Raw genomic sequence first — 20,341 nt, 5'->3', positions numbered from 1 at the left:
GCTCGATGAGCGGGTGTTGCGGGGCAACCGCCTCGATGGCTATCGCGCGGTGGGTCAACTCGCCGGCTTCACTGGTCATCATGTGCTCCAGGTCCACTGGCAGCATGTCGTGCGCCGCATAAGATTGAATCCTGATCTTGTAAGCCTCCTGGGATTGCAGGCGGCTGCGAGCATCTTCGACAAACGCGCCAAGGTCCCGTTGAGGCGTATGGGTTGCTGGCTCGGGCGGGTTCAGCAGGCGAAACTTGCCGTTTGTACCTTGTTCCCACACTTCATCAAATCCGCCCTGTCCGGTCAGGGTGTATTGGCGCTTTTGCGTTGTCGGCTCCCAGCGCTCCACTCCGATCAGCAATTGATCGTCTTCGGTGGTGAACACTTTTTTGCTGCGCTTGCCGGCAACAGAGGCGGGCGCCTGTTGATCGATGCCCTTGCGTGCGCGCTCGGCCATTTTTTCGAGGCCCTCCAGCAGTGGCACCACGGCGTCCTGATGAAAGTGTTGCGGATAACTGGCGGTCCAGGCGTTCATCCCGCGGCGAAAGGCACCATAAAGATCGAGACATTCCTGCAAGATTTGATTGCGCTGGGCCTTGGTGGCGATGACTTCCGCCAGGCTGAACTGGGTGAACAAGGCCCGGTCGACTTTGACCCGCAGATTTTCTGTCTGGCCTTGCAGGTAGAACCAGGAGACGTCCCGTGAATGATCAAAGCGTTTGACGACTTCCAGCAGGTGACCGGTTCTCAAGTAGAGCAGGTTGGCTTCGTTGAGCCGCCCGCTCAGCATCATGACTTCGCCGGTAATTTGTGCCTTGTGGTTGCTGACTGAAATACGTTCGTACCAGAGGTTGAGATCGCGCATCCCGGCATCGATGTGATCCAGTTCGCGGATGAACTGCACGCGCAGTTTTCGGGTGTCTTCCAGAATCCGCACGCGTTCGCTGATCGCATCGCCCGGCAGTGCATCCAGTTGGGCGACCAGATCGTCGATCCGGTCCATCAACGGATCGGCCCGATGATTGGCCAGGAACACCCGTTGCCTGTACCGATCGGTGATCAGCAGGGCGTCATGGCTCTGCATGTCCTTGAGCACGCGCCGCTTGTTGCCATGGGTCAGGGGGAATAGCTCAGCCAGCGTTTCATAGTGTCGGCTGGCGAGTTCGATGTCGCCGATACACGCGGTTTCGGTGGCCGGTATCAATGCCGGACGCTGCTCAAGCGTGCTGGTGTTGTACGTTTTAATCAGGGCATTGGTGTGCTTGACCCGGGCGTCGAGTTGCGGGGCGAAATCGTCTGCCGCTTCGGTCAACGCGTTCTGACGGCGAAACGCCTGGTCGGCCCACCAACGCGGCAGGCGTTCGCGAATGGCCGCCGGCCAGATCGGGTCGAGCCGGTCCGCCAGGTGCCCGAGCAGATTGCCGCCGCCCAGCCCGCCCCCCTCGAACGTTACCCCATAGACACCGAAGTAAGTGTCCCAACACCCCACCTCATCCAGGCCAACCGGTTGCTTATAGGTTTTCTGGCGGGTGCCGGTCAGTCGCCAGTTTCGTGAGTCGGTGCTGCGTTCAACCTGAAAGATGCGCCCTTGGCGAACGATGAAATCGCCGTCCGCATGCCGGTAAATGTTGCGGTAGATCCCGTGGGTAGCCGGCAGCAGTCCGGCAAGGGAAATCGGCTGTTCATAATCGTAGCCGGCGAAGCGATTGAAGCCATGTCGCGCCTGGTGCTGTGACCTGGCTTGCAATGCACCGGCGTGGCGACCTGATGCCTCCAACTGACGAAGGCGCGTCAGCGTGCGAGCGCTTTTGGCTGATTGGGCCTTGCGGCAACCCCCGGAAGAATATCCAAGGCGGCATCGACCAGTGACAGCAGCACCGACTCAATCTCGGTCACACCATCACCCACGTCGCCGCGCAGCAGCGACGCGACAGCCCGGTTGGCACTGCTCCAGGCGTCGTAAAGGGCAATGGCCGAGCCGACAAAGGGCACCACGCCCAAGGCCATTCTCATGTAATTGAACGCCCTCGGACCGCTGAGAGCGTAGCGCTCCAGGTACAGGTCATCGTTGGAACGGGACGTTGCGCGATGGGTTTCGATCAGGCGCCCCATATGGGCATCGAGCAGATGGGCCGCCAGTGACGTGGTTTTTGGCCACGGCTCGCCGACCCCGATCATGGCGTCGAAATGTTTAAGCACGGCCTGATTGATGCGGCTGACATGGGCTGGCACCCGGCCTTGCAACGCTCGTCCTGCCAGGTAGTCGACCATTTCGCGACGCAGGCAAAGATTGAACAAGGCCCCGCGAGCCGCTTCCAGGTTGTCGTAGCGACGCAGGAACTGCCCATCGGGGCTATCCGGCAGATACAGCAGGGTCATCCGGCTGACTTGCTCTTCAATGAACGTCACCCCGGATAAGGTTGTGGGCCCCTCGTTGGGCGTGTCCTTGCCGCCAGCGCTCAGGTACGCCGGCCGGATCACGATGCGTTGGCCATCTACGTTCCAGGCGTCAGGGGTGTTGGCCTCAATGGCGATCTTCAGCACCTGCCATTCGACTTGATTGATCTGTTTTTGCAGACGCGCGCAGGTCCCCTGCAACGTCAGCATCAGGCGCCACGGATCGATCAGGCATTCGCGACGATGTGCCTGCACAAACACGGCCTCGCTGGCCGAGCCGGTGAAGGCATCGCGGATCAGTGTTTCGTAGGCCTGGGGCAGATCAAGTTCCGGCAAGACGTTGCGTAGCCAGGGCAAGGTGATGCCGCGTAGCAATGCCTGACGTTCGGCGGGGTCCGTTGCCGTAACGTCCACCCGCATAAAGCCCAGTCGCAGTGAAAGAGGCTCCAGTTGCATCGAGGGGGTGTTGTCGAGGTTCAGTTGCGCGAGTTCTTCGAGGGACATGTTGTTGCGGGTTTGACTGGGGACCGCGACGAGTTTTTGCGGGGTTCCCGGGGCGGCTCCTTGCGCCAGTTGTTTTTGCAGCGTCACCGAATCGGGCAGATCAAGTTGCACCTCAAAATGCCCCTTGAGCGCGAAGTCCTGGCGCAGGCGGGCCTGCACCTGCTGACGGGTGAAATCGTCACGCGGCGCCAAGGCGGTTTCCAGCTGTTGGTGACTGCGGCGCATCGCCAGGAGGTAAGCCTCGAACAGGGCCTTGAGTTCAACACGCTCGGACGCCGACAAGGTGGCGAGCCACTCGGGCAGCAGGGAGAAGAGCGCGCCACTGCGGCTTTGCTCCAACTGGTGCGAGAACGCCAGGCTTCGTGCGGCGTGCACCGGCACCTGCAAGGTGGCCAGCGTTTGTTTGCGCAGTTTTTCCAGTTCGTCTGCACGCAGTAGCGCCTGAGCGGCGTCGGGCGTGGACTGGCGGATGTGCGCTGCGCTGTCTTCGGAATGGCGGGTGAGTTGATCGAGGCTGTCATGCAGCGGGTCGGTTTCGATTTTTTTCAGTTGCAAGGCCAGCACCAGATCCCGGTCCTGAATCTTGAACACCTGCCGCTCCAGTTCGGTGCGATTGGCGAACTGTTGCAAGCCGCCACCACTGCCGGGCCAGTACAGTAAAAGGCTGTGGGATGAAGCGGCGTCGAGTGGCGCTCGGGTGATCACGAACGGTCCATTGAGCAACTGCGTCGTGACGTTGCCGGTTGGGTCGGTCATCGACAGTGTCAGGCTGGCGGCGATGATGCCGGTATCGCGATTGGCGGCGAGCGGTGTGTCCAGCACGGCCTGGAGCAGGCTGAATTCATCGCTGTCGAGTTGCTTGAGGGCCCGTTGAATGTCGGCCTCTGCGCGCAAGCCATCCTGGTGTGCCTGATAGAGCGCGCTGAACGCGCGGTTGATGGTCGTAAAGTCGAGGGTACGTGACCGGTAAAGCAGGGCGCGGGCGGCGGTGTCGGCGGTCTGCTCTGCCTGCTCCAACGCCTTCATTGCTGCCTCGAAGGGTCGTTGCCGGTCACTTTCAAACGCATCACCCAGCAGCGCTTCGAGGGCATCACGCTGCCGGTTCAACGCGGCTTGGCGCAGGGACCAGGGGATGTCGGCGAACAGGCTGCCAAACAGCGGCGGATCATCTTCGTCAACCACCGTCACTTCAACGTCCGGCGGCAGGGCGAAAATCACGGTGTTGGTGTGATGCGGGTGGAGCAGCAGTTCAGTAATGCCTGATATCAGCGGCTGAGCGTTGGCGGTGTATTCAAAGCGCACGTCATCCTCCGGCAGGCCTTGGGGGATGAGCGATTGCCCGGATAACCAGGCTTCCATGTCGCTGCGCTGAGGGAAGACTTGAATGGGAACGGGACGCTCGGGCAGGTACAGCCACTGTGCGATGGCAGGCCCATCCCCGACGCTGATGACCCAGGCAGCGGGAGATTTCAGGGTGCCGCTGTCGCTCAGAATCAACGTCAGCCGTTCACTCCGCACGGGTTGATTGTCCAGAAAAAGCCCTTCGGCAGGCGGATCGATGATCAATTGCAACGGCTTCAACTGTTCAGCACTCAGGGTTCTGCGGGCAAAGGCCACTTGAGCACAGGCCTCGAAATGGTTGCGATACAACTGCCCGGCCCACTCGCGTCGCGATAACGGCGTACCGGGGGCTCGGGTGCCCCAATAGGCATTCCAGCGTTCGTTGAGCGAGGGTTCGTTACGGTGTGCTCTGTGCGGCGCGGCGCTGAACAGCGCCTGCAAGGCCCGGCTGCTCTCGCGCCAGCGTGTCGTGGCGCTCAGCAGCAGGCTTTCATCGGGGTTGTTTTTCAGGGGGGGAAGGGCCGCCATCACGACCGGCGGGGAATCGGGCAAGGCGCTGAACACACGTTCTTTCATGACGACATAGCTCTGTGCAGGAGAGCGGCGTGTCCGCTCTGAGCGCGTCATTGAAGGCAATTTACGGCCCTGCGTGGCACTACATAGTTATCGTATCGACCATTGGGCGATATTCACGAAACTGTCACGCAACTGTGGCAGCGCGCTTGAACAAACTTCATCAGACTCGCGCTCTACTGGGGTTCTGCGTGTTGGTGTTTTTTCATGAGTGCGTCTTTTTTTCTAAAGCCATTTTTCTGGCCGCGTTGCTATTTGGCCTGCCGTCGTTGGCGGCCTCTCGTTGTGATGTCAACGTTCCAACCGAACACGTCGATCTGGCGCAGGTGAGCCTGGCGTACCAGAGCATTGGCCGTGCGTCCGACCCGGCGCTGTTGCTGGTGATGGGCCTGGGTGGGCAATTGATTCACTGGCCGGACGAGGTGGTGGTTGCGCTGTGTCAGCAGGGCTTTCGGGTGATTCGTTACGACAACCGCGATGTTGGCCTCTCCACGTGGCGGCAGACCCTGGCCGAGGCCAACCTGACGTTTGAAGCGTTGCGCTACAAACTCGGCTTGCCGGTGTCGGCGCCGTACACCCTGACCGACATGGCCGACGATGCCTTTGGCCTGATGGACGCGCTGCACGTCGAGCAATTTCACGTATTGGGCGCGAGCATGGGCGGGATGATCGCCCAGCACATGGCGGCGATGGCGCCGCAGCGTGTGGAAAGCCTGACCTTGATCATGACCAGCTCCGGTGCCGAAGGCTTGCCGGCGCCGAGTGCGGCGCTGGTGCAATTGTTGTCGCGTCGTGGCGCGCCGAATCGCGAAGTGGCGCTGGAGCAACAAGCTGACTTGCTCGCGGCGTTGGGCAGCCCGTCGGTGACAGATGATCGGCAGGCCTTGTTGCAGCAGGCGGCGCAGTCCTATGACCGGGCGTTCAACCCGGAAGGTGTGAAGCGCCAGATCATGGCGATCCTCGCCGAGCGCAGTCGCGTGGACCTGCTCAATCAGCTACGCGTGCCGACGCTGGTGGTGCATGGCACGGCTGATCCGTTGTTGCCGGTGATGCACGGCGTGCATTTGGCGGCGCATATTCGCGGGAGTCAGTTGAAGTTGATTCCGGGGTTGGCGCATCGCTTCCAGGAAGCCTTTAAAGAGCCGTTGCTGGCGGCGGTGTTGCCGTACTTGCAAGAGCATCGCGAAGACACTTCGCATTGGGCGCAGATTGATCCGGTGCCTGCGCCGAATCTCTTGTAATCCCCCAAATCAAACTGTAGGAGCGGGCTTGCTCGCGAAAGCGTCGTGTCAGTCGACATCTACATTGACTGATACACCGCCTTCGCGGGCAAGCCCGCTCCTACAGTTCCGGATTTATGTGGGGACGACGTTATCCAGCATCCGGTTCACCGCGAGTTCGCCGAGCATGACGGACTGCTGAATGCCGAGCACGGTGTTGCGCTGGGTGCCGTCAACCGTTGCGGCGAAGTTGCTCAACATGACACTCGCTGACGCCAACGTCTCACAGGCGTTGACCAGCAAGGTTTCGTTGTCGGTGTCGGGGGCGACGAGGTAGATCGTGCTGGGTTTGCGGGGCGTGTCTTTGGGGATGACCGGTTTGAGGTAGTAGTCGAGGGCGCGGTCGGCGGCTTTGTTGAGCTTTTTGGACTCAGGGGGTTCGTAGGGGGAAACGTCGTCGGTTTCCGGTGGGTTTGGAGTAATTTTGAACATTGAGGGATTTACCTTTAGTAGGGCTACAACCTCTCTCGCTACTAAACGGTAGGGGTGGTAGCTGTGCGCAAGTTAGTAGACCGGTAACTCCTCAAACCCGGCGCACCCGAGGGTGCCATGCACACAGCCACCATCAAGTGCAGGTGAAAACCTGACTGAATGACGCTTATGCATCCGTCTTGAGGGGGTAATCCGGGCTACTAAACCCGATCACTGGAAATCAGTGACAGGAACCAAGTTACCGACGGGCCTCCAGGCGCACAAGCCGGCGGATTCTGACGTGGTTGTAGGCGACGGCGCAAGGCGCTGTAGCTTTCAGGAAGTAACCCTAAACAGAACTAAACACCCCCTAAAAACACCCCAAAAACCTGTAGGAGCCGGGCTTGCCCGCGATGGCGTCATTTCAGTCACAGCAGGTATCGACTGACACACCGCCATCGCGGGCAAGCCCGGCTCCCACAGGATTGGGGGATGACTGCCAACGCGGGTCAGTCAGGTGTATCGTGCGAACTTTCCAGCGCCATTCAAGCCAGCGAGGTGTGCGATGAGTAACCCCCTGAAAATCGATTTCGTCAGCGACGTGTCCTGCCCCTGGTGCGTCGTCGGCTTGTACGGCCTGACCCAGGCCCTGGACTTGCTGGGCGATGAAGTCCAGGCCGAGATCCGTTTTCAGCCCTTCGAACTGAACCCGAAAATGGCCCCCGAAGGCCAGAACATCACCGAACACATCACCGAGAAATACGGCTCAACGCCTGAGCAATCGCAGAAAAACCGCGAGATGATCCGCGCCCGTGGTGCCGAGGTCGGGTTCGAATTTCGCACCAGTAAAGACAGCCGCATCTACAACACCTTTGATGCCCATCGCCTGTTGTATTGGGCGGGGCTGGAAGGCTTGCAGTTCAATCTCAAAGACGCCTTGTTCCGGGCGTACTTCACCGAGGGCGGCAACCCTTCCGATCACGCTCAACTGGCGCAGATCGCCGAAGGCGTGGGGCTCAATCGCCAGCGGGCAGAAGCGATTCTGGCGTCGGATGAATTTGCCAAAGAGGTGCGCGAGGAAGAGCAATTGTGGCTGTCGCGTGGCGTGAGTTCGGTGCCGACCGTGGTGTTCAACGGGCAGTACGCGGTGACTGGCGGGCAGCCGGTGGAGACGTTTGTCGGGGCGATTCGCCAGATCATGAGCGAGGCCAAGGGCGGCACCGTGAGTTGATCGTACGACGAGCGAGATTAATGTGGGAGCGGGTGGTGGTCAAGACTGGAGGCGAACCCAGACACTGACGAGCACGGTGGCCGCGATCAACCAGCCCACTGCTGCCACCGCCAGCGAAGCCTCCAGGCGCATCCGGTCGACCATCACGTACAACGTCGCCAGGTAAACAAAGTAGGGAATGATCGACCACATGCCAAACACGATGGTGGTCTTCAAGTCCTCGATTGAGCGCCCCTTGCCGACGATGAAATGCGCGATCAGCGCAAAGGTCGGAAACAACGGCACCAGGCCTGCGATGTAATAGTTTTTGGTCTTGGCCAATGCCGCCAGAATCAGCACCACTGCCGCGCCCAAAGCGGCTTTTAGAATCAGATCCATCAGTGGCTCAGCCCGTACTTTTTGACTTTGTCGAACAGGGTGGTCTTGGCCATTCCCAGTTCCAGGCTGGCCTGGGTCAGGTTGCCGCCGCTGCGCTGCAAGGCGTCGCTGAGCAGGTTGCGTTCGAAGGCCTCGACCGCTTCGGCAAAGGCCAACCCTTGATTGTTGCCACTGGCGCCGGACTTCTTGAAGGCGGGCAGGCCGAGGGCGAAGCGTTCGGCGACGTTGCGCAACTCGCGCACGTTGCCGGGCCAGTCGTGGCTCATCAGGTTCGACACGGTCTGGTTATCCAGCTCCGGGGCGATGCGGTCGAAACGCAGGGACGACTGCTGCAAAAAATGTTCGAACAATTGCAGGATGTCTTCGCGACGTTCGCGCAGCGGCGGTAATTCCAGCGTCACGACATTCAAGCGGTAATACAGGTCGCTGCGGAATTCGCCGGCCTTGCTCGACTGGACCAGGTCGGACTTGGTCGCCGCGATCACCCGGCAATCCACCGCCACGCTCTGGTTCGAACCGAGGCGTTCGAGGGTGCGTTCCTGCAATACCCGCAGCAATTTGATTTGCAGCGGCAACGGCATGCTTTCCACTTCATCGAGGAACAGCGTGCCGCCATCGGCGTGTTCGATCTTGCCGATGCGCCGCTTGCCGGCGCCGGTGAAAGCGTTGGCCTCGTGACCGAAGATTTCGCTTTCGAACAGGTTTTCCGGCAAGCCGCCACAGTTCAGCGCGACGAATTGTTTGGTGTGGCGGCGACTGAAGTCATGCAGGCAGCGCGCGACCAGTTCTTTACCGGTGCCGGTCTCGCCTTCGATCAACACGTTGGCCGAGGTGTCGGCGACGTTGGCGATCAGCTCACGCAGGTTCTGCATGGCGGGCGAGCGGCCAATGATCCGGCCTTCGAGGGAGTCGCGCTCCGCCAGTTGTCGACGCAACGAAGTGACTTCACGGGCGAGGCTGCGTTGTTCCAGGGCCCGACGTGCAACGTCCACCAGGCGTTCGGGAGAGAAGGGTTTCTCCATGAAGTCATAGGCGCCTTTTTGCATCGCGCCGACGGCCATGGAAATGTCGCCGTGGCCGGTGATCAACACCACCGGCAGGCTGCGATCACGGGCCTTGAGCCGGTTCAGCAGTTCCAGGCCATCGATGCCGGGCAGGCGAATGTCACTGATGACGATGCCGGCAAAGTTGTCGCCGACGCGTTCCAGTGCTTCCTCGGCGCTGCCCACGCCCACGCAGGGAATGTCTTCCAGGGTCAGCGCCTGTTGGCAGCCGAGCAGCACATGGGGGTCGTCTTCGACGATCAGCACGCTAAGGTCGTTGTTCATATTGGCTCGGCGGAAGTAGGGCTTACCAACGGTAAACTGAGGACAAAAGAGGTACCACCGCTGGCCGGGTGTTCGACACCCAGTTGCCCGCCGGTGGCTGCGGCCAGGCTGGCGGACAGGGTCAGGCCAAGGCCCAGGCCTTGTTCACCGGGTTTGGTGGTGAAGAACGGCTCGAACAGATGCTTGCGCGCTTCGGCATCAATGCCGTGGCCGTTGTCGCGCACACGAAGGCGATACTTGCCGTCGAACACGTCGCCTTCCAGCCACAGTTCCGGCACCGGTTGAGCCTGCATGGCATCAAGGGCGTTACCGATCAGGTTGACCAGAATCTGTTCGAGGCGGGTCTGGTCGATTTGCACCTGCACGTCGCTGAAGTCGCGATGCAATTGCAGGTGCGCGCTTTCCACCCGACCGCCGAGCAGTTGCAAGGCAGCGTCAATGGCTTTGCCAAGGCTTGCCTGACCTTTGTCGTCACCGCGACGCGCGAAGGAGCGCAGGCTGGCGGTGATCCGGCCCATGCGGTCGATCAGTTCATTGATGGTCTTGAGGTTGGTGCTGGCGACATCCAGCTGACCGCGCTCCAGAAAGCGCACGGTGTTGCCGGACAAGGTCCGCAGCGCGGCCAATGGCTGGTTCAATTCGTGGGCGATACTGGTCGACATCTGGCCGATGGCCGCGAGTTTACCGGCCTGCACCAGTTCATCCTGAGCCCGGCGCAGCGTCTCTTCGGCGTGCCGGCGCTCACGAATCTGGCCCTTGAGCCGTTCGTTGCTGGCGCGCAGGTCGGTGGTGCGTTCGGTAATCCGACGCTCCAGTTGATTGTTGGCTTCCTGCAAGGCTTCCCGGGCCGCGAGGCGGGTGGCGATCACTTTGCGTCGCTCGTTCCAGGCGATCAGCAGGAACGCCACGAGGGCGAAGGCCACCGCCACCAGAATCCCCTGATTGATCGCTTCGCGGCGCAAATCCTGAAGCGGCGTGAGCAGGGTGAAGTTCCACGGCGTGTCGCTCAAGGGCCGGGTCTGAGCCAGGTAGCTGATGTTTTCTTCGTCGGACGCCACTTCGCTGTTGGCGGGGAAGGTCAGTTTTTCCACGCCTTCGGCCAGGGTTTCACGGGCCAGCGGTTGCAGTTCGTTCAATGGGAACCAGTAGTACTGGAGACTGCGGGCGAGTTTTTCCTTGGTCTCATCGCTCAACGGCACCACCGACTTCAGTCGTCGTGCCGGATCGCTGGACAGGATGATGATGCCGTTTTCGTCGCTGACGAAGGCTTCGAGGCGCGCCCGTTGCCAGCGTTCTTCCATGGCTTCGAGACGGACCTTGACCACCGCGACGCCGATGATCTTGCCGTGTTCTTCCAGGCCATGGGCCAGGTAATAGCCGGGTTCGCCGTTGGTGCTGCCGATGCCATAGAAGCGCCCCGGCTGACCGCGCACGGCATTCTGGAAATAGGCACGGAAGGACAGGTCTTCGCCCAGGTAACTGTCGACATCGCGCCAGTTACTGGTGGCCATGACGCGGCCAGTGGTGTCCATCACATAGATAGCCCGACTGCGGCTGCGCCGGTTCAGGCCTTCGAGGTATTCATTAACCGTTTGCCGATGTTCTGGCGTCGGGTCGGCCAGCAGCGTGGGTACGCTGGTTTCGAGTTCCAGCAGGCTGGGCAGGTAGGTGTATTTGCTGATTTCACTCTCGACGGCGCGGGCGTGCAGTTCGAGCTGACGCTGGCCGTTCTCGCTGAGGCTGCGAATGCCATAGTGTTCACTGATCCAGAAGCCGGCAAAACCCAATCCGATCATCAGGGCGATGATCAGCGGCGGCAGGAATAAATGGCGAACCAGACGGGGTTTCACGGCAAGTGATGGCGGCGCGGCGCGATAGAGAGTGGGGTCGCATTTCATCACAGATGCCTTGGGTCAACCACAACACAAATCTTCGGATCATCACCTGCCCCTGTAGGAGCACGGCTTGCCGGTGATGACATCGACCATGACGCCATCGCCGGCAAGCCGTGCTCCTACAGGAGAGCGGTGTTTTTCTTAGTGCTGCAGAATCTTGTTGAGGAAGTGCTGTGTCCGTTCGGCGCGGGCGCTGATGTCACCGAAGAACTCTTCTTTCTGGCAGTCTTCGATGATTTTGCCGGCGTCCATGAATATCACCCGGTCCGCCACTTTACGGGCGAAGCCCATTTCGTGGGTCACGCACATCATGGTCATGCCTTCGTGGGCCAGTTGCACCATCACGTCGAGCACTTCGTTGACCATTTCCGGGTCCAGCGCCGAGGTCGGTTCATCGAACAGCATGACGATCGGGTCCATCGCCAGTGCACGGGCAATCGCCACGCGCTGCTGCTGACCACCGGACAGTTGGCCCGGATGTTTGTGGGCGTGAGCCGACAGGCCTACGCGCTCAAGCAGTTGCAGGCCCTTCTTGGTAGCCTCTTCCTTGCTGCGGCCCAACACCTTGATCTGCGCGATGGTCAGGTTTTCGGTGATGGTCAGGTGCGGGAACAGCTCGAAATGCTGGAACACCATGCCCACGCGCGAACGCAGTTTCGGCAGGTTGGTCTTCGGGTCGGCGATGGACGTGCCATCGACCACGATGTCGCCTTTCTGGAACGGCTCCAGGGCGTTGACGCATTTGATCAGGGTCGATTTGCCGGAACCGGATGGCCCGCACACTACAATCACTTCGCCTTTTTTGACCTCGGTGCTGCAATCAGTCAGTACCTGGAAGTCCCCATACCACTTGTTGATGCTTTTGATAGAGATCATACGGCGAACCTTTTTTGCAGACGCTTGACCAGCTGCGAGGCGGCAAAGCTGATGATGAAGTACACGAGACCCGCGAAAATCAGGAACTCATTGGAGCGGCCAATAATGTCGCCACTGGCGCGCGAAGCATTGAGGAAGTCCACCAGGCCGACGGCGTAGACCAGCGAGGTGTCCTGAAACAGGATGATGCTCTGCTGCAGCAACAGCGGGGTCATCTTGCGGAACGCTTGCGGCAGGATGATCAAGCGCATCATCTGGCCGTACGACATGCCCAGGGCCTGGGCGGCGCCCATCTGACCTTTGGGAATCGATTGCACACCGGCCCGGACGATTTCGCAGAAGTACGCGGCTTCAAACATCATGAAGGCCACGATGCACGAGGCGAATGCGCCGATCGGGGTGTCTTCGCCGGTGATCCAGCGCAGTACGAACGGCACCGCCAGGTAGAACCAGGTGATGACCAGCAGCAGCGGGATCGAGCGGAAATAGTTAACGTAGGCGCCGGCAAGGTTCGACAGCAGTTTGCTGTGGGACAGACGGCACAGCGCCAGGATGGTGCCGAGGACAATGCCGCCGACCACGCCCATGACCATCAGCTTGAGGGTCATGACCATGCCGTTCCACAAACCCGGCAGGGACGGGATGATGCCCGAGAAGTCGAATTCCATCATTTACCCCCTACGGAGATCAGGCCCGGTACGGCGACTTTCTTCTCTACCATGCGCATCAGCAACATCAGGCTCATGTTCAGGGTGAAGTAGATCAGCGTTGCCAGGGTGAACGCTTCGAACAGGTTCGCGGAGAACTCGGCGGTCTGTTTGGTTTGCGCGAGCAATTCCATCAGGCCGATCAGCGAGGCCACGGACGTGTTCTTGAACACGTTGAGGAATTCCGAGGTAAGCGGCGGAATGATGATCCGGTAGGCCTGGGGCAGCAGCACGTTCCAGTAGATCTGTGGCAGCTTGAAGCCCATGGCACGAGCCGCGGATTCCTGGCCTTTTGGCAGGGCCTGGATGCCGGTGCGCACTTGTTCGCAAACGCGAGCGGTGGTGAACAGGCCCAGGCAGACGACGACGCTGAGGAACGCCGAAGTGGTCGGGTTGAGGTCCTGCTTGTACCACTCTTGCAGGTCGGCAGGCAGCAGATCGGGCACCAGGAAGTACCAGATGAACAGCTGAACCAGCAGCGGCACGTTACGGAAGAGTTCGACGTAGCAGGTCGCGATGCCCGATACGATGCGATTCGGCACGGTGCGCATGACGCCCAGGATCGAGCCCAGCGTCAGGGCAATGATCCAGGCCACGATGGCGATGGCAATGGTCCAGCCCAAACCGGCGATGTACCAGTCGAGATAAGTCTCGCTGCCAACGCCGGTGGACTTGAAGAACACGCCCCAGTCCCAGTTGTAATTCATTAGGGTCTCCCCTCAGATCGATCGATGTACAAGTGCCCGCCTGGGGAAGCTCCGTTCCCGCCCGAACCTTGAAGTTCAGGCACACACGAGCGGCTCGACAGCCACCGGTTCGAGTGTTTCCAAAAATGCCAGCAGGGAGTGACAAACTCCTGGGAGGGCCGTGACCCTCTCAGGAGATAAGGTTAGTCAGAAAATCAGGACTTCTTGTCGGCAGCCGCTTTATCGGTCGGACTGGCGATCAGGGCCTTGAGCTCGTTGCTCATCGGGAAGTTCAGGTTCAGGCCTTTTGGCGGGATTGGCTGCATGAACCATTTGTCGTAGATCTTGTTGATCTCGCCCGAGGCGTAGGTGGCCTTGATGGCGTCATCCACAGCCTTTTTGAACGGCTCGTCGCCTTTGCGCATCATGCAGCCGTAGATTTCATAGGACTGCGGAGTGCCGGTCACGGCCCAGTCATCAGCCTTCTTGGCTTTGGCGGCTTCACCGGCCAGCAGGGCGTCGTCCATCATGAACGCAACGGCACGACCCGATTCCAGCATCTGGAAGGATTCGCCGTGGTCTTTGGCGGAGATGACGTTCATGCCCATCTGCTTGTCGGCGTTCATCGACTTGAGGATGCGCTCGGACGTGGTGCCGGCGGTGGTCACGACGTTCTTGCCTTTGAGGTCGTCGAAGTCTTTGTAAGCCGAACCTTTCTTGGACAGCAGGCGGGTACCGATTTCGAAGATGCCGACGGAGAAGTCAACTTGCTGCTGACGTTCCACGTTGTTGGTGGTGGAGCCGCACTCGACGTCCACGGTGCCGTTTTGCACCAGCGGGATACGGGTTTGCGAAGTCACGAGGTTGTATTTGACCTCGAGGTTGGGCATGTCCAGGTCTTTCTTGATGGCTTCGACGATTTTCAGCTGGATATCGTGGGAGTAGCCAACCGGTTTGCCGGAAGCGTCGGCAATGTAGGAGAACGGAATGGAGGCATCGCGATGCCCGAGGGTGATCACGCCGGACTCTTTGATCTTCTTCAGGGTGCCGGTGAGTTCGGCGGCGAAAACTGGAGTGCTGATCAGAGCGGCAGCAATGGCTGCGCCCAGGATATGGGGAACGATGCGCATCAAATTTTCCTCGACATTGTTTTTTTTATGGAGCCAGTTCATCGGCCCTTTTGTGCTTCGAATGCTTGCCGGCCCCGGAAAGGGATGTGGCAGGTGTTCGTCCAAGAGTGTAGAGCATGACTCGTGCCAGGCCAGGAGCCTCACATCAAATCATTGATTTATAAGGATATTAAATATTTGTGGCGGGTTTTTTTGCGAGGAATAATCCGGTTATCCGAATCGACCAATAGGTCGCGTTCGGAAAACCGAATGGCCTGCCCCGCACATAACCCTGTGGGAGCCGGGCTTGCCCGCGATGAGGCCAGCACAGCCACTATTAATGTTGGCTGTTCCACCGCCATCGCGGGCAAGCCCGGCTCCCACAGGGATTGGTGGTGTCTGGGGGAATGTAAAAAGCCCCTGAGTCGTGAGACTCAGGGGCTTTAGTTTGTCTGCAATTCGATCAGGCCGCTTCGATCTTGCTGCGATTCTGTTCAACCTTGCTCAGGTAATCCGCCAGCTTCTGCTGTTCGGCCTCAGTGGTGAACAGCCCGAGTTTGCTGCGACGCCACAAAATGTCGTGCGCGGTGGTTGCCCACTCATCTGAGCACAGGTAATCGATTTCGCGGGTGTAGAGCCCGCCGCCGATGTGTTCACCCATGTCACCGAGGTTCTGCACGCCTTCGAGCATGCGCCAGGTGCGGCTGCCATAAGTGGTGGCCCAACGGCGTGAGATTTCGCTCGGCACCCAGTCGAATTTGTCGCGGATCAGCGAGCTCAATGCTTGCGGGGTGGTCATGTCTTCACCGCCCGGCAGCGGGGCACTGGCGGTCCAGCTTGGCTTGATGTGCGTGAAGTAAGGCGCCAGTTGCGCCAGCGCCGATTCGGCCAGCTTGCGGTACGTGGTCAGCTTGCCGCCGAACACCGACAGTAGCGGTGCTTCTTCGCCGGTGCCCGACAACGCCAGGGTGTAGTCGCGGGTGACGGCCGACGGATTATCGGACTCGTCGTTGCACAGCGGCCGAACGCCAGAATAGCTGTGCAGGATGTCGTCGCGGCTGATTTGCTTCTTGAAGTGGGCATTGACCACTTGGAGCAAATAATCGGTTTCGCCTTCGGTGATCGCCACTTTGGCTGGATCGCCGGTGTACTCACGGTCGGTCGTGCCGATCAGGGTGAAGTGGTTCAGGTACGGAATGGTGAAGACGATGCGCTGATCTTCGTTTTGCAGAATGTGCGCGTGTTCGCCTTCGTACAGTTTCGGCACGATCAGGTGGCTGCCCTGAATCAGGCGGATGCCGTAGGGCGATTCCATCTTCAGGTCGTCACGAATGAACTTGGCCACCCATGGGCCGGCCGCGTTCACCAATGCCTTGGCGCGGATCGAAAACAGGCTGCCATCGGCGCGTTCCAGGTGCAGGTGCCACAAGCCCTTGGTGCGACGCGCGCTGACGCAGCGAGTCTGGGTGTGAACGTGGGCGCCTTTTTCGCGAGCGGCCATGGCGTTCAGGACCACGAGGCGGGCGTCGTCAACCCAACAGTCGGAGTATTCGAAGCCTTTGGTGATTTCACTTTTCAGCGCGCTGTCCGGGCCGAACTTCAGGCTTTTGGAGCCTGCCAGTTGTTCCCGTTTGCCGAGGTTGTCATAGAGAAACAGGCCGGCGCGGATCATCCAGGCCGGACGCAGGTGCGGGCGGTGTGGCAGGACGAAACGCATCTGTTTGACGATATGCGGCGCCTTGGCCAACAACACTTCACGCTCGGCCAGGGCCTCACGCACCAGGCGGAATTCGTAATGTTCGAGGTAGCGCAAACCACCGTGGATCAGCTTGCTGCTGGCCGAAGAGGTGTGGCTGGCCAGGTCATCCTTTTCACAAAGGAACACTGAAAGACCGCGGCCGGCGGCATCCGCTGCGATCCCCACGCCATTGATCCCGCCACCGATGACGGCAATGTCGTAGACCTCTGCGAGAGGGGGCGTAGGCAAGGTGGAAGTGGGCATCGGCTGGCCTCGGTGCTTATTTTATGTATTTGAATTCGAACATTAATGTTCATTTGCGAAAATGGTAGCCCATAAAGAGGCGCGCAGCCAGTTAACTTCGATTGAAAAAACTCATCGAAGGGCGGCTAAAGGAAAATTTACGAACACTAGAAGAATAAAGAGAGGGGGCGCAGCGATATTTGTAGGAGCACGGCTTGCCGGCGATGACGTACTTGAGGCCGCCATCGCCGGCAAGCCGTGCTCCTACGGGTTGTCTAACCGCCTTCGCGGTTAAACGACTTCCAGGCGAATCTTGTGCTGACTCAGCAACTGCGCCAGCGCGGGCACCGGCGGCTGATCGGTCACCAGGCAATCGATCAGGCTGATCGGCCCCAGGCGAATCATGGCGTTGCGCCCGAATTTGCTGGAGTCCGCCGCGAGGATCACCTGGCGCGCATTGGCGATGATCGCCTGCGACACCCGCACTTCCTGATAGTCGAAGTCCAGCAGGCTGCCGTCTTCATCAATACCGCTGATGCCCACCAGCGCGAAGTCGACCTTGAACTGGTTGATAAAGTCGACGCTCGCCTGACCGACCACACCGCCGTCGCGCCGCACATTGCCGCCCGTCAGCAGAACGTCGAAGTCGTCCTTGGCGCTGAGCATCGAGGCCACATGCAGGTTGTTGGTAATGATCTTCAGGTGATTGTGGTTGAGCAGCGCCCGGGCAATCGATTCGGTGGTGGTACCGATATTGATGAACAGCGAGGCGTGATCGGGGATCTGGGCGGCAATGGCTTCGCCGATGCGTTGCTTTTCATCGCGCATCTGATCGGCGCGCATGGCGTAGGCGGTGTTTTCGACGCTGGAGTCGTAAGCAGCGCCGCCATGGTAGCGACGCAATAAATTAGCTTCCGCGAGCTGATTGATATCGCGGCGGATGGTCTGCGGTGTAACGACGAACAGCGTAGCCATTTCCTCGATACTGACGTAGCCGCGTTCGCGGACCAGTTCGAGGATTTGCTGCTGACGGGGAGGCAGATTCATGGGGCTTCCTTTGGGCTGCCGTGCAAAATTTGCCCATGATGCCGCAGGAATCCGCTCCCGACCAGTTTCCAGTATTGGTCAGCCCTCAGACTGGCTTATTCAGCGTCCTCACGATCCCAGTCACGGGTCCGGCTAACCGCTTTTTTCCAGCCTTTGTAGAGTTTTTCCTTCGAGGCTTCGTCCAGGCTCGGTTCGAATTCGCGCTCGATCACTGCCTTGCCACGCAGTTCTTCCAGGCTGCCCCAGAAGCCGCACGCCAGGCCGGCCAGGTAAGCGGCGCCGAGTGCGGTGGTTTCGCGCATTTGCGGACGCTCGACCTTTGTACCGAGGATGTCGGCCTGGAACTGCATCAGGAAGTTGTTCGCCACCGCACCGCCGTCCACGCGCAGGGATTTGAGGCGTTCGCCGGAATCCTGTTGCATGGCGTCGAGCACGTCGCGGGTCTGGTAGGCAATCGATTCCAGTGCGGCACGAATGATGTGATCCACGCGTACGCCACGGGTCAGGCCGAACAGTGCGCCACGGGCATACGGGTCCCAGTAGGGCGCGCCCAGGCCGGTGAAGGCCGGCACCAGGTAGACACCGTTGCTGTCCTTCACTTTATTGGCGAAGTATTCGGTGTCGTGGGCGTCGTTGATGATCTTCAGTTCGTCACGCAGCCATTGAACGGTCGAACCACCGTTGAACACCGCGCCTTCCAGCGCATACGCGACTTCGCCGCGCGGGCCGCACGCGATGGTGGTGAGCATGCCGTGCTTGGACTTCACGGCTTTGTCGCCGGTGTTCATCAGCAGGAAGCAACCGGTGCCGTAGGTGTTTTTTGCCTGACCGGGCTCGACGCACATTTGACCGAACAGCGCGGCTTGCTGGTCGCCGGCGATGCCGCCGATGGCGATGCCGCTCTTGGTATGGCCATAGATTTCCGAAGAGGCTTTCACTTGCGGAAGCATTTCCCGCGGGATGTCGAGGATCTCCAGCATCTTCGCGTCCCACTCAAGCGAGTGGATGTTGAAGAGCATGGTGCGCGAGGCGTTGGTGTAGTCGGTGACGTGGACTTTGCCGCCGGTGAATTTCCAGATCAGCCAGCTGTCGACGGTGCCGAACAGCAGTTCGCCGTTGCGCGCACGTTCGCGGCTGCCTTCGACGTTGTCGAGGATCCACTTGAGCTTGGTGCCGGAGAAGTACGGGTCGGTGACCAGGCCCGTGGTGTCGCTGATGTATTGCTCGTGACCGTCGCGCTTGAGCTGTTCGCAAATCTCGGTGCTGCGTCGGCATTGCCAGACGATCGCGTTGTAGATCGGGCGGCCGGTGGTCTTGTCCCAGACGACGGTGGTTTCGCGTTGGTTGGTGATGCCGATGGCGGCCACCTGGTCGTGATGCAGGCCGGCTTGCGCCAGGGCCTCGACCATCACGGCGCTTTGAGTGGCGAAAATTTCCATCGGGTCATGTTCAACCCAGCCGGCTTGCGGGTAATGCTGCGCGAATTCGCGCTGGGCGGTGCAGACCACGTTGGCGTCGCGGTCGAAAATGATCGCGCGCGAGCTGGTCGTACCCTGGTCGAGGGCAATGATGTAGTTCTTATTCTGAGTGTCGGTCATGTCGATTGCCTTGGACGAAGTAAGGGGTGAGATCAGGCGCGCAACCACAATGGGCAGAATCACGCGCCTACGGTATCAAGAAGTTCTTGGTTTGCCGTCAATGGCCGGTGTTGCGTCCTTTGTAGCAGGTGTGGCGCCGGGCAGATGACGGGCAATCAGCCCGCGATAAGCGGCAGCACCGAGGCAGGCACCGACAATCGGTGCAAAAACAGGAATCAGGAAGTACGGGATATCACGCCCGCCAGTGAAGGAAATTTCACCCCAGCCAGCGAAGAAAGTCATCAGTTTAGGACCGAAGTCCCGTGCCGGGTTCATCGCGAAACCGGTCAGCGGGCCCATCGAGCTGCCGATCACCGCAATCAGCAGGCCGATCAGCAGCGGCGCCAGCGGTCCCTTTGGCAGACCGTTGTTGTCATCGGTCAGGGACATGATCACGCCCATCAGGATCGCGGTGATGATCACTTCCACCAGGAACGCCTGGGCCGTGGTCAGGGCCGGGTTGGGGAAGGTCGAGAACACCGACGCCAACTCCAGGCTGGCCTGAGTGCCGCGAACCATATGGTGAGTTTGTTCGAAATCGAAGAACAGATTGCTGTACAGCGTGTAAACCAACAGCGCGCCGCAGAAGGCGCCTGCCACTTGGGCCAGAATGTAAAACGGCAATTTGCGCTTTTCGAAGTCAGTGAAAATGCTCAGGGCAATACTGACAGCAGGGTTGAGGTGCGCACCGGAAACTCCGGCGGTCATGTAAATCGCCATGCTGACGCCGACGCCCCAGATGATGCTGATTTCCCACAAGCCAAAGCTGGCGCCCGCGACCTTGAGCGCGGCAACACAACCGGTACCAAAAAAGATAAGCAGTGCAGTCCCCAGGAACTCGGCCATGCATTGGCTCGAGAGCGACGGTTGTTGTAAAGCAGTTGTCATTGAAAACCTCAATTGTTTTTGTTGTCTGGCGCTTTTCTCATCATGGTCCAAGCGCGATTTTCACCAAGGCAGGATCCCCAT

15 protein-coding genes are annotated in these 20,341 nt (G+C 59.8%); 2 read left to right on the top strand and 13 right to left on the bottom strand.

Going from position 1 to position 20,341, the window contains the following annotated elements; all coding sequences use genetic code 11:
• Positions 1-1,782: 1,782 nt before the first annotated feature.
• A complete protein-coding gene (locus tag AB4N76_RS08155; protein WP_460164357.1) occupies positions 1,783-4,809 on the bottom strand; it encodes a dermonecrotic toxin domain-containing protein in 3,027 nt (1,008 codons plus the stop codon).
• A gap of 194 nt (positions 4,810-5,003) precedes the next feature.
• Here AB4N76_RS08155 and AB4N76_RS08150 point away from each other — a divergent pair, with 194 nt between their 5' ends.
• The gene (locus AB4N76_RS08150; protein ID WP_460164600.1) at positions 5,004-6,047 is read left to right on the top strand and encodes an alpha/beta fold hydrolase; all 1,044 of its coding nucleotides are present in this window, start codon (positions 5,004-5,006) and stop codon (positions 6,045-6,047) included.
• Between the two features lie 114 nt (positions 6,048-6,161).
• Here AB4N76_RS08150 and AB4N76_RS08145 read toward each other — a convergent pair whose 3' ends face one another.
• Positions 6,162-6,518 (bottom strand): DUF6124 family protein, encoded by a 357-nt coding sequence (locus tag AB4N76_RS08145; protein WP_077431339.1) that lies wholly within the window; start codon positions 6,516-6,518, stop codon positions 6,162-6,164.
• A gap of 544 nt (positions 6,519-7,062) precedes the next feature.
• On the opposite strand from AB4N76_RS08145, the gene AB4N76_RS08140 reads away from it, so the two are divergent.
• A complete protein-coding gene (locus tag AB4N76_RS08140; protein ID WP_077431340.1) occupies positions 7,063-7,728 on the top strand; it encodes a DsbA family oxidoreductase in 666 nt (221 codons plus the stop codon).
• A 39-nt stretch (positions 7,729-7,767) separates the two neighbouring features.
• On the opposite strand, the gene AB4N76_RS08135 is transcribed toward AB4N76_RS08140, so the two are convergent.
• From AB4N76_RS08135 to AB4N76_RS08085, 11 genes are all read right to left on the bottom strand, one after another.
• Positions 7,768-8,097, bottom strand: coding sequence for a GlpM family protein (locus tag AB4N76_RS08135; protein ID WP_175649040.1), 330 nt, complete (start codon positions 8,095-8,097; stop codon positions 7,768-7,770).
• Positions 8,098-8,105: 8 nt separating this feature from the next.
• Positions 8,106-9,386: a two-component response regulator AauR gene (gene aauR / locus AB4N76_RS08130; protein WP_460164599.1), complete on the bottom strand. Its 1,281-nt coding sequence runs from the start codon at positions 9,384-9,386 to the stop codon at positions 8,106-8,108.
• 44 nt (positions 9,387-9,430) lie between these two features.
• Positions 9,431-11,332, bottom strand: coding sequence for a two-component sensor histidine kinase AauS (aauS, locus tag AB4N76_RS08125; RefSeq protein ID WP_077431342.1), 1,902 nt, complete (start codon positions 11,330-11,332; stop codon positions 9,431-9,433).
• A 138-nt stretch (positions 11,333-11,470) separates the two neighbouring features.
• Positions 11,471-12,205: an amino acid ABC transporter ATP-binding protein gene (locus tag AB4N76_RS08120; protein WP_046026553.1), complete on the bottom strand. Its 735-nt coding sequence runs from the start codon at positions 12,203-12,205 to the stop codon at positions 11,471-11,473.
• Complete coding sequence (locus tag AB4N76_RS08115) at positions 12,202-12,873, bottom strand: amino acid ABC transporter permease (protein WP_046026552.1); 672 nt, start codon at positions 12,871-12,873, stop codon at positions 12,202-12,204. The genes AB4N76_RS08120 and AB4N76_RS08115 overlap by 4 nt, the downstream gene beginning before the upstream one ends.
• Positions 12,873-13,619: an amino acid ABC transporter permease gene (locus tag AB4N76_RS08110; RefSeq protein ID WP_046026551.1), complete on the bottom strand. Its 747-nt coding sequence runs from the start codon at positions 13,617-13,619 to the stop codon at positions 12,873-12,875. The genes AB4N76_RS08115 and AB4N76_RS08110 overlap by 1 nt, the downstream gene beginning before the upstream one ends.
• 194 nt (positions 13,620-13,813) lie before the next feature.
• Positions 13,814-14,728 carry a glutamate/aspartate ABC transporter substrate-binding protein gene (locus tag AB4N76_RS08105; RefSeq protein WP_046026732.1) on the bottom strand — a complete coding sequence of 305 codons (915 nt, stop codon included), beginning with the start codon at positions 14,726-14,728 and terminating at the stop codon, positions 13,814-13,816.
• Positions 14,729-15,170: 442 nt separating this feature from the next.
• Positions 15,171-16,709, bottom strand: a complete 1,539-nt coding sequence (gene glpD, locus AB4N76_RS08100) for a glycerol-3-phosphate dehydrogenase (RefSeq protein WP_046026550.1) — start codon at positions 16,707-16,709, stop codon at positions 15,171-15,173.
• 270 nt (positions 16,710-16,979) lie between these two features.
• Complete coding sequence (locus tag AB4N76_RS08095; protein WP_007943555.1) at positions 16,980-17,735, bottom strand: DeoR family transcriptional regulator; 756 nt, start codon at positions 17,733-17,735, stop codon at positions 16,980-16,982.
• 95 nt (positions 17,736-17,830) lie between these two features.
• Positions 17,831-19,333: a glycerol kinase GlpK gene (gene glpK / locus AB4N76_RS08090; RefSeq protein ID WP_046026549.1), complete on the bottom strand. Its 1,503-nt coding sequence runs from the start codon at positions 19,331-19,333 to the stop codon at positions 17,831-17,833.
• A 75-nt stretch (positions 19,334-19,408) separates the two neighbouring features.
• Positions 19,409-20,260: an MIP/aquaporin family protein gene (locus tag AB4N76_RS08085; protein WP_046026548.1), complete on the bottom strand. Its 852-nt coding sequence runs from the start codon at positions 20,258-20,260 to the stop codon at positions 19,409-19,411.
• Between the last annotated feature and the right edge of the window lie 81 nt (positions 20,261-20,341).

It is taken from the genome of Pseudomonas sp. S2_F03, from assembly GCF_054668335.1.
The sequence above is the reverse complement of the archived record's forward strand: the minus strand, read 5'-3'. Positions and strand labels throughout refer to the sequence as shown.

Coding starts and splice junctions, on each gene's coding strand:
- AB4N76_RS08155 (WP_460164357.1), bottom strand. CDS start 4,809: ATGAAAGAACGTGTGTTCAGCGCCTTGCCCGATTCCCCGCCGGTCGTG.
- AB4N76_RS08145 (WP_077431339.1), bottom strand. CDS start 6,518: ATGTTCAAAATTACTCCAAACCCACCGGAAACCGACGACGTTTCCCCC.
- AB4N76_RS08140 (WP_077431340.1), top strand. CDS start 7,063: ATGAGTAACCCCCTGAAAATCGATTTCGTCAGCGACGTGTCCTGCCCC.
- aauS (WP_077431342.1), bottom strand. CDS start 11,332: ATGAAATGCGACCCCACTCTCTATCGCGCCGCGCCGCCATCACTTGCC.
- AB4N76_RS08120 (WP_046026553.1), bottom strand. CDS start 12,205: ATGATCTCTATCAAAAGCATCAACAAGTGGTATGGGGACTTCCAGGTA.
- AB4N76_RS08115 (WP_046026552.1), bottom strand. CDS start 12,873: ATGGAATTCGACTTCTCGGGCATCATCCCGTCCCTGCCGGGTTTGTGG.
- AB4N76_RS08110 (WP_046026551.1), bottom strand. CDS start 13,619: ATGAATTACAACTGGGACTGGGGCGTGTTCTTCAAGTCCACCGGCGTT.
- AB4N76_RS08105 (WP_046026732.1), bottom strand. CDS start 14,728: ATGCGCATCGTTCCCCATATCCTGGGCGCAGCCATTGCTGCCGCTCTG.
- glpD (WP_046026550.1), bottom strand. CDS start 16,709: ATGCCCACTTCCACCTTGCCTACGCCCCCTCTCGCAGAGGTCTACGAC.
- AB4N76_RS08095 (WP_007943555.1), bottom strand. CDS start 17,735: ATGAATCTGCCTCCCCGTCAGCAGCAAATCCTCGAACTGGTCCGCGAA.
- glpK (WP_046026549.1), bottom strand. CDS start 19,333: ATGACCGACACTCAGAATAAGAACTACATCATTGCCCTCGACCAGGGT.
- AB4N76_RS08085 (WP_046026548.1), bottom strand. CDS start 20,260: ATGACAACTGCTTTACAACAACCGTCGCTCTCGAGCCAATGCATGGCC.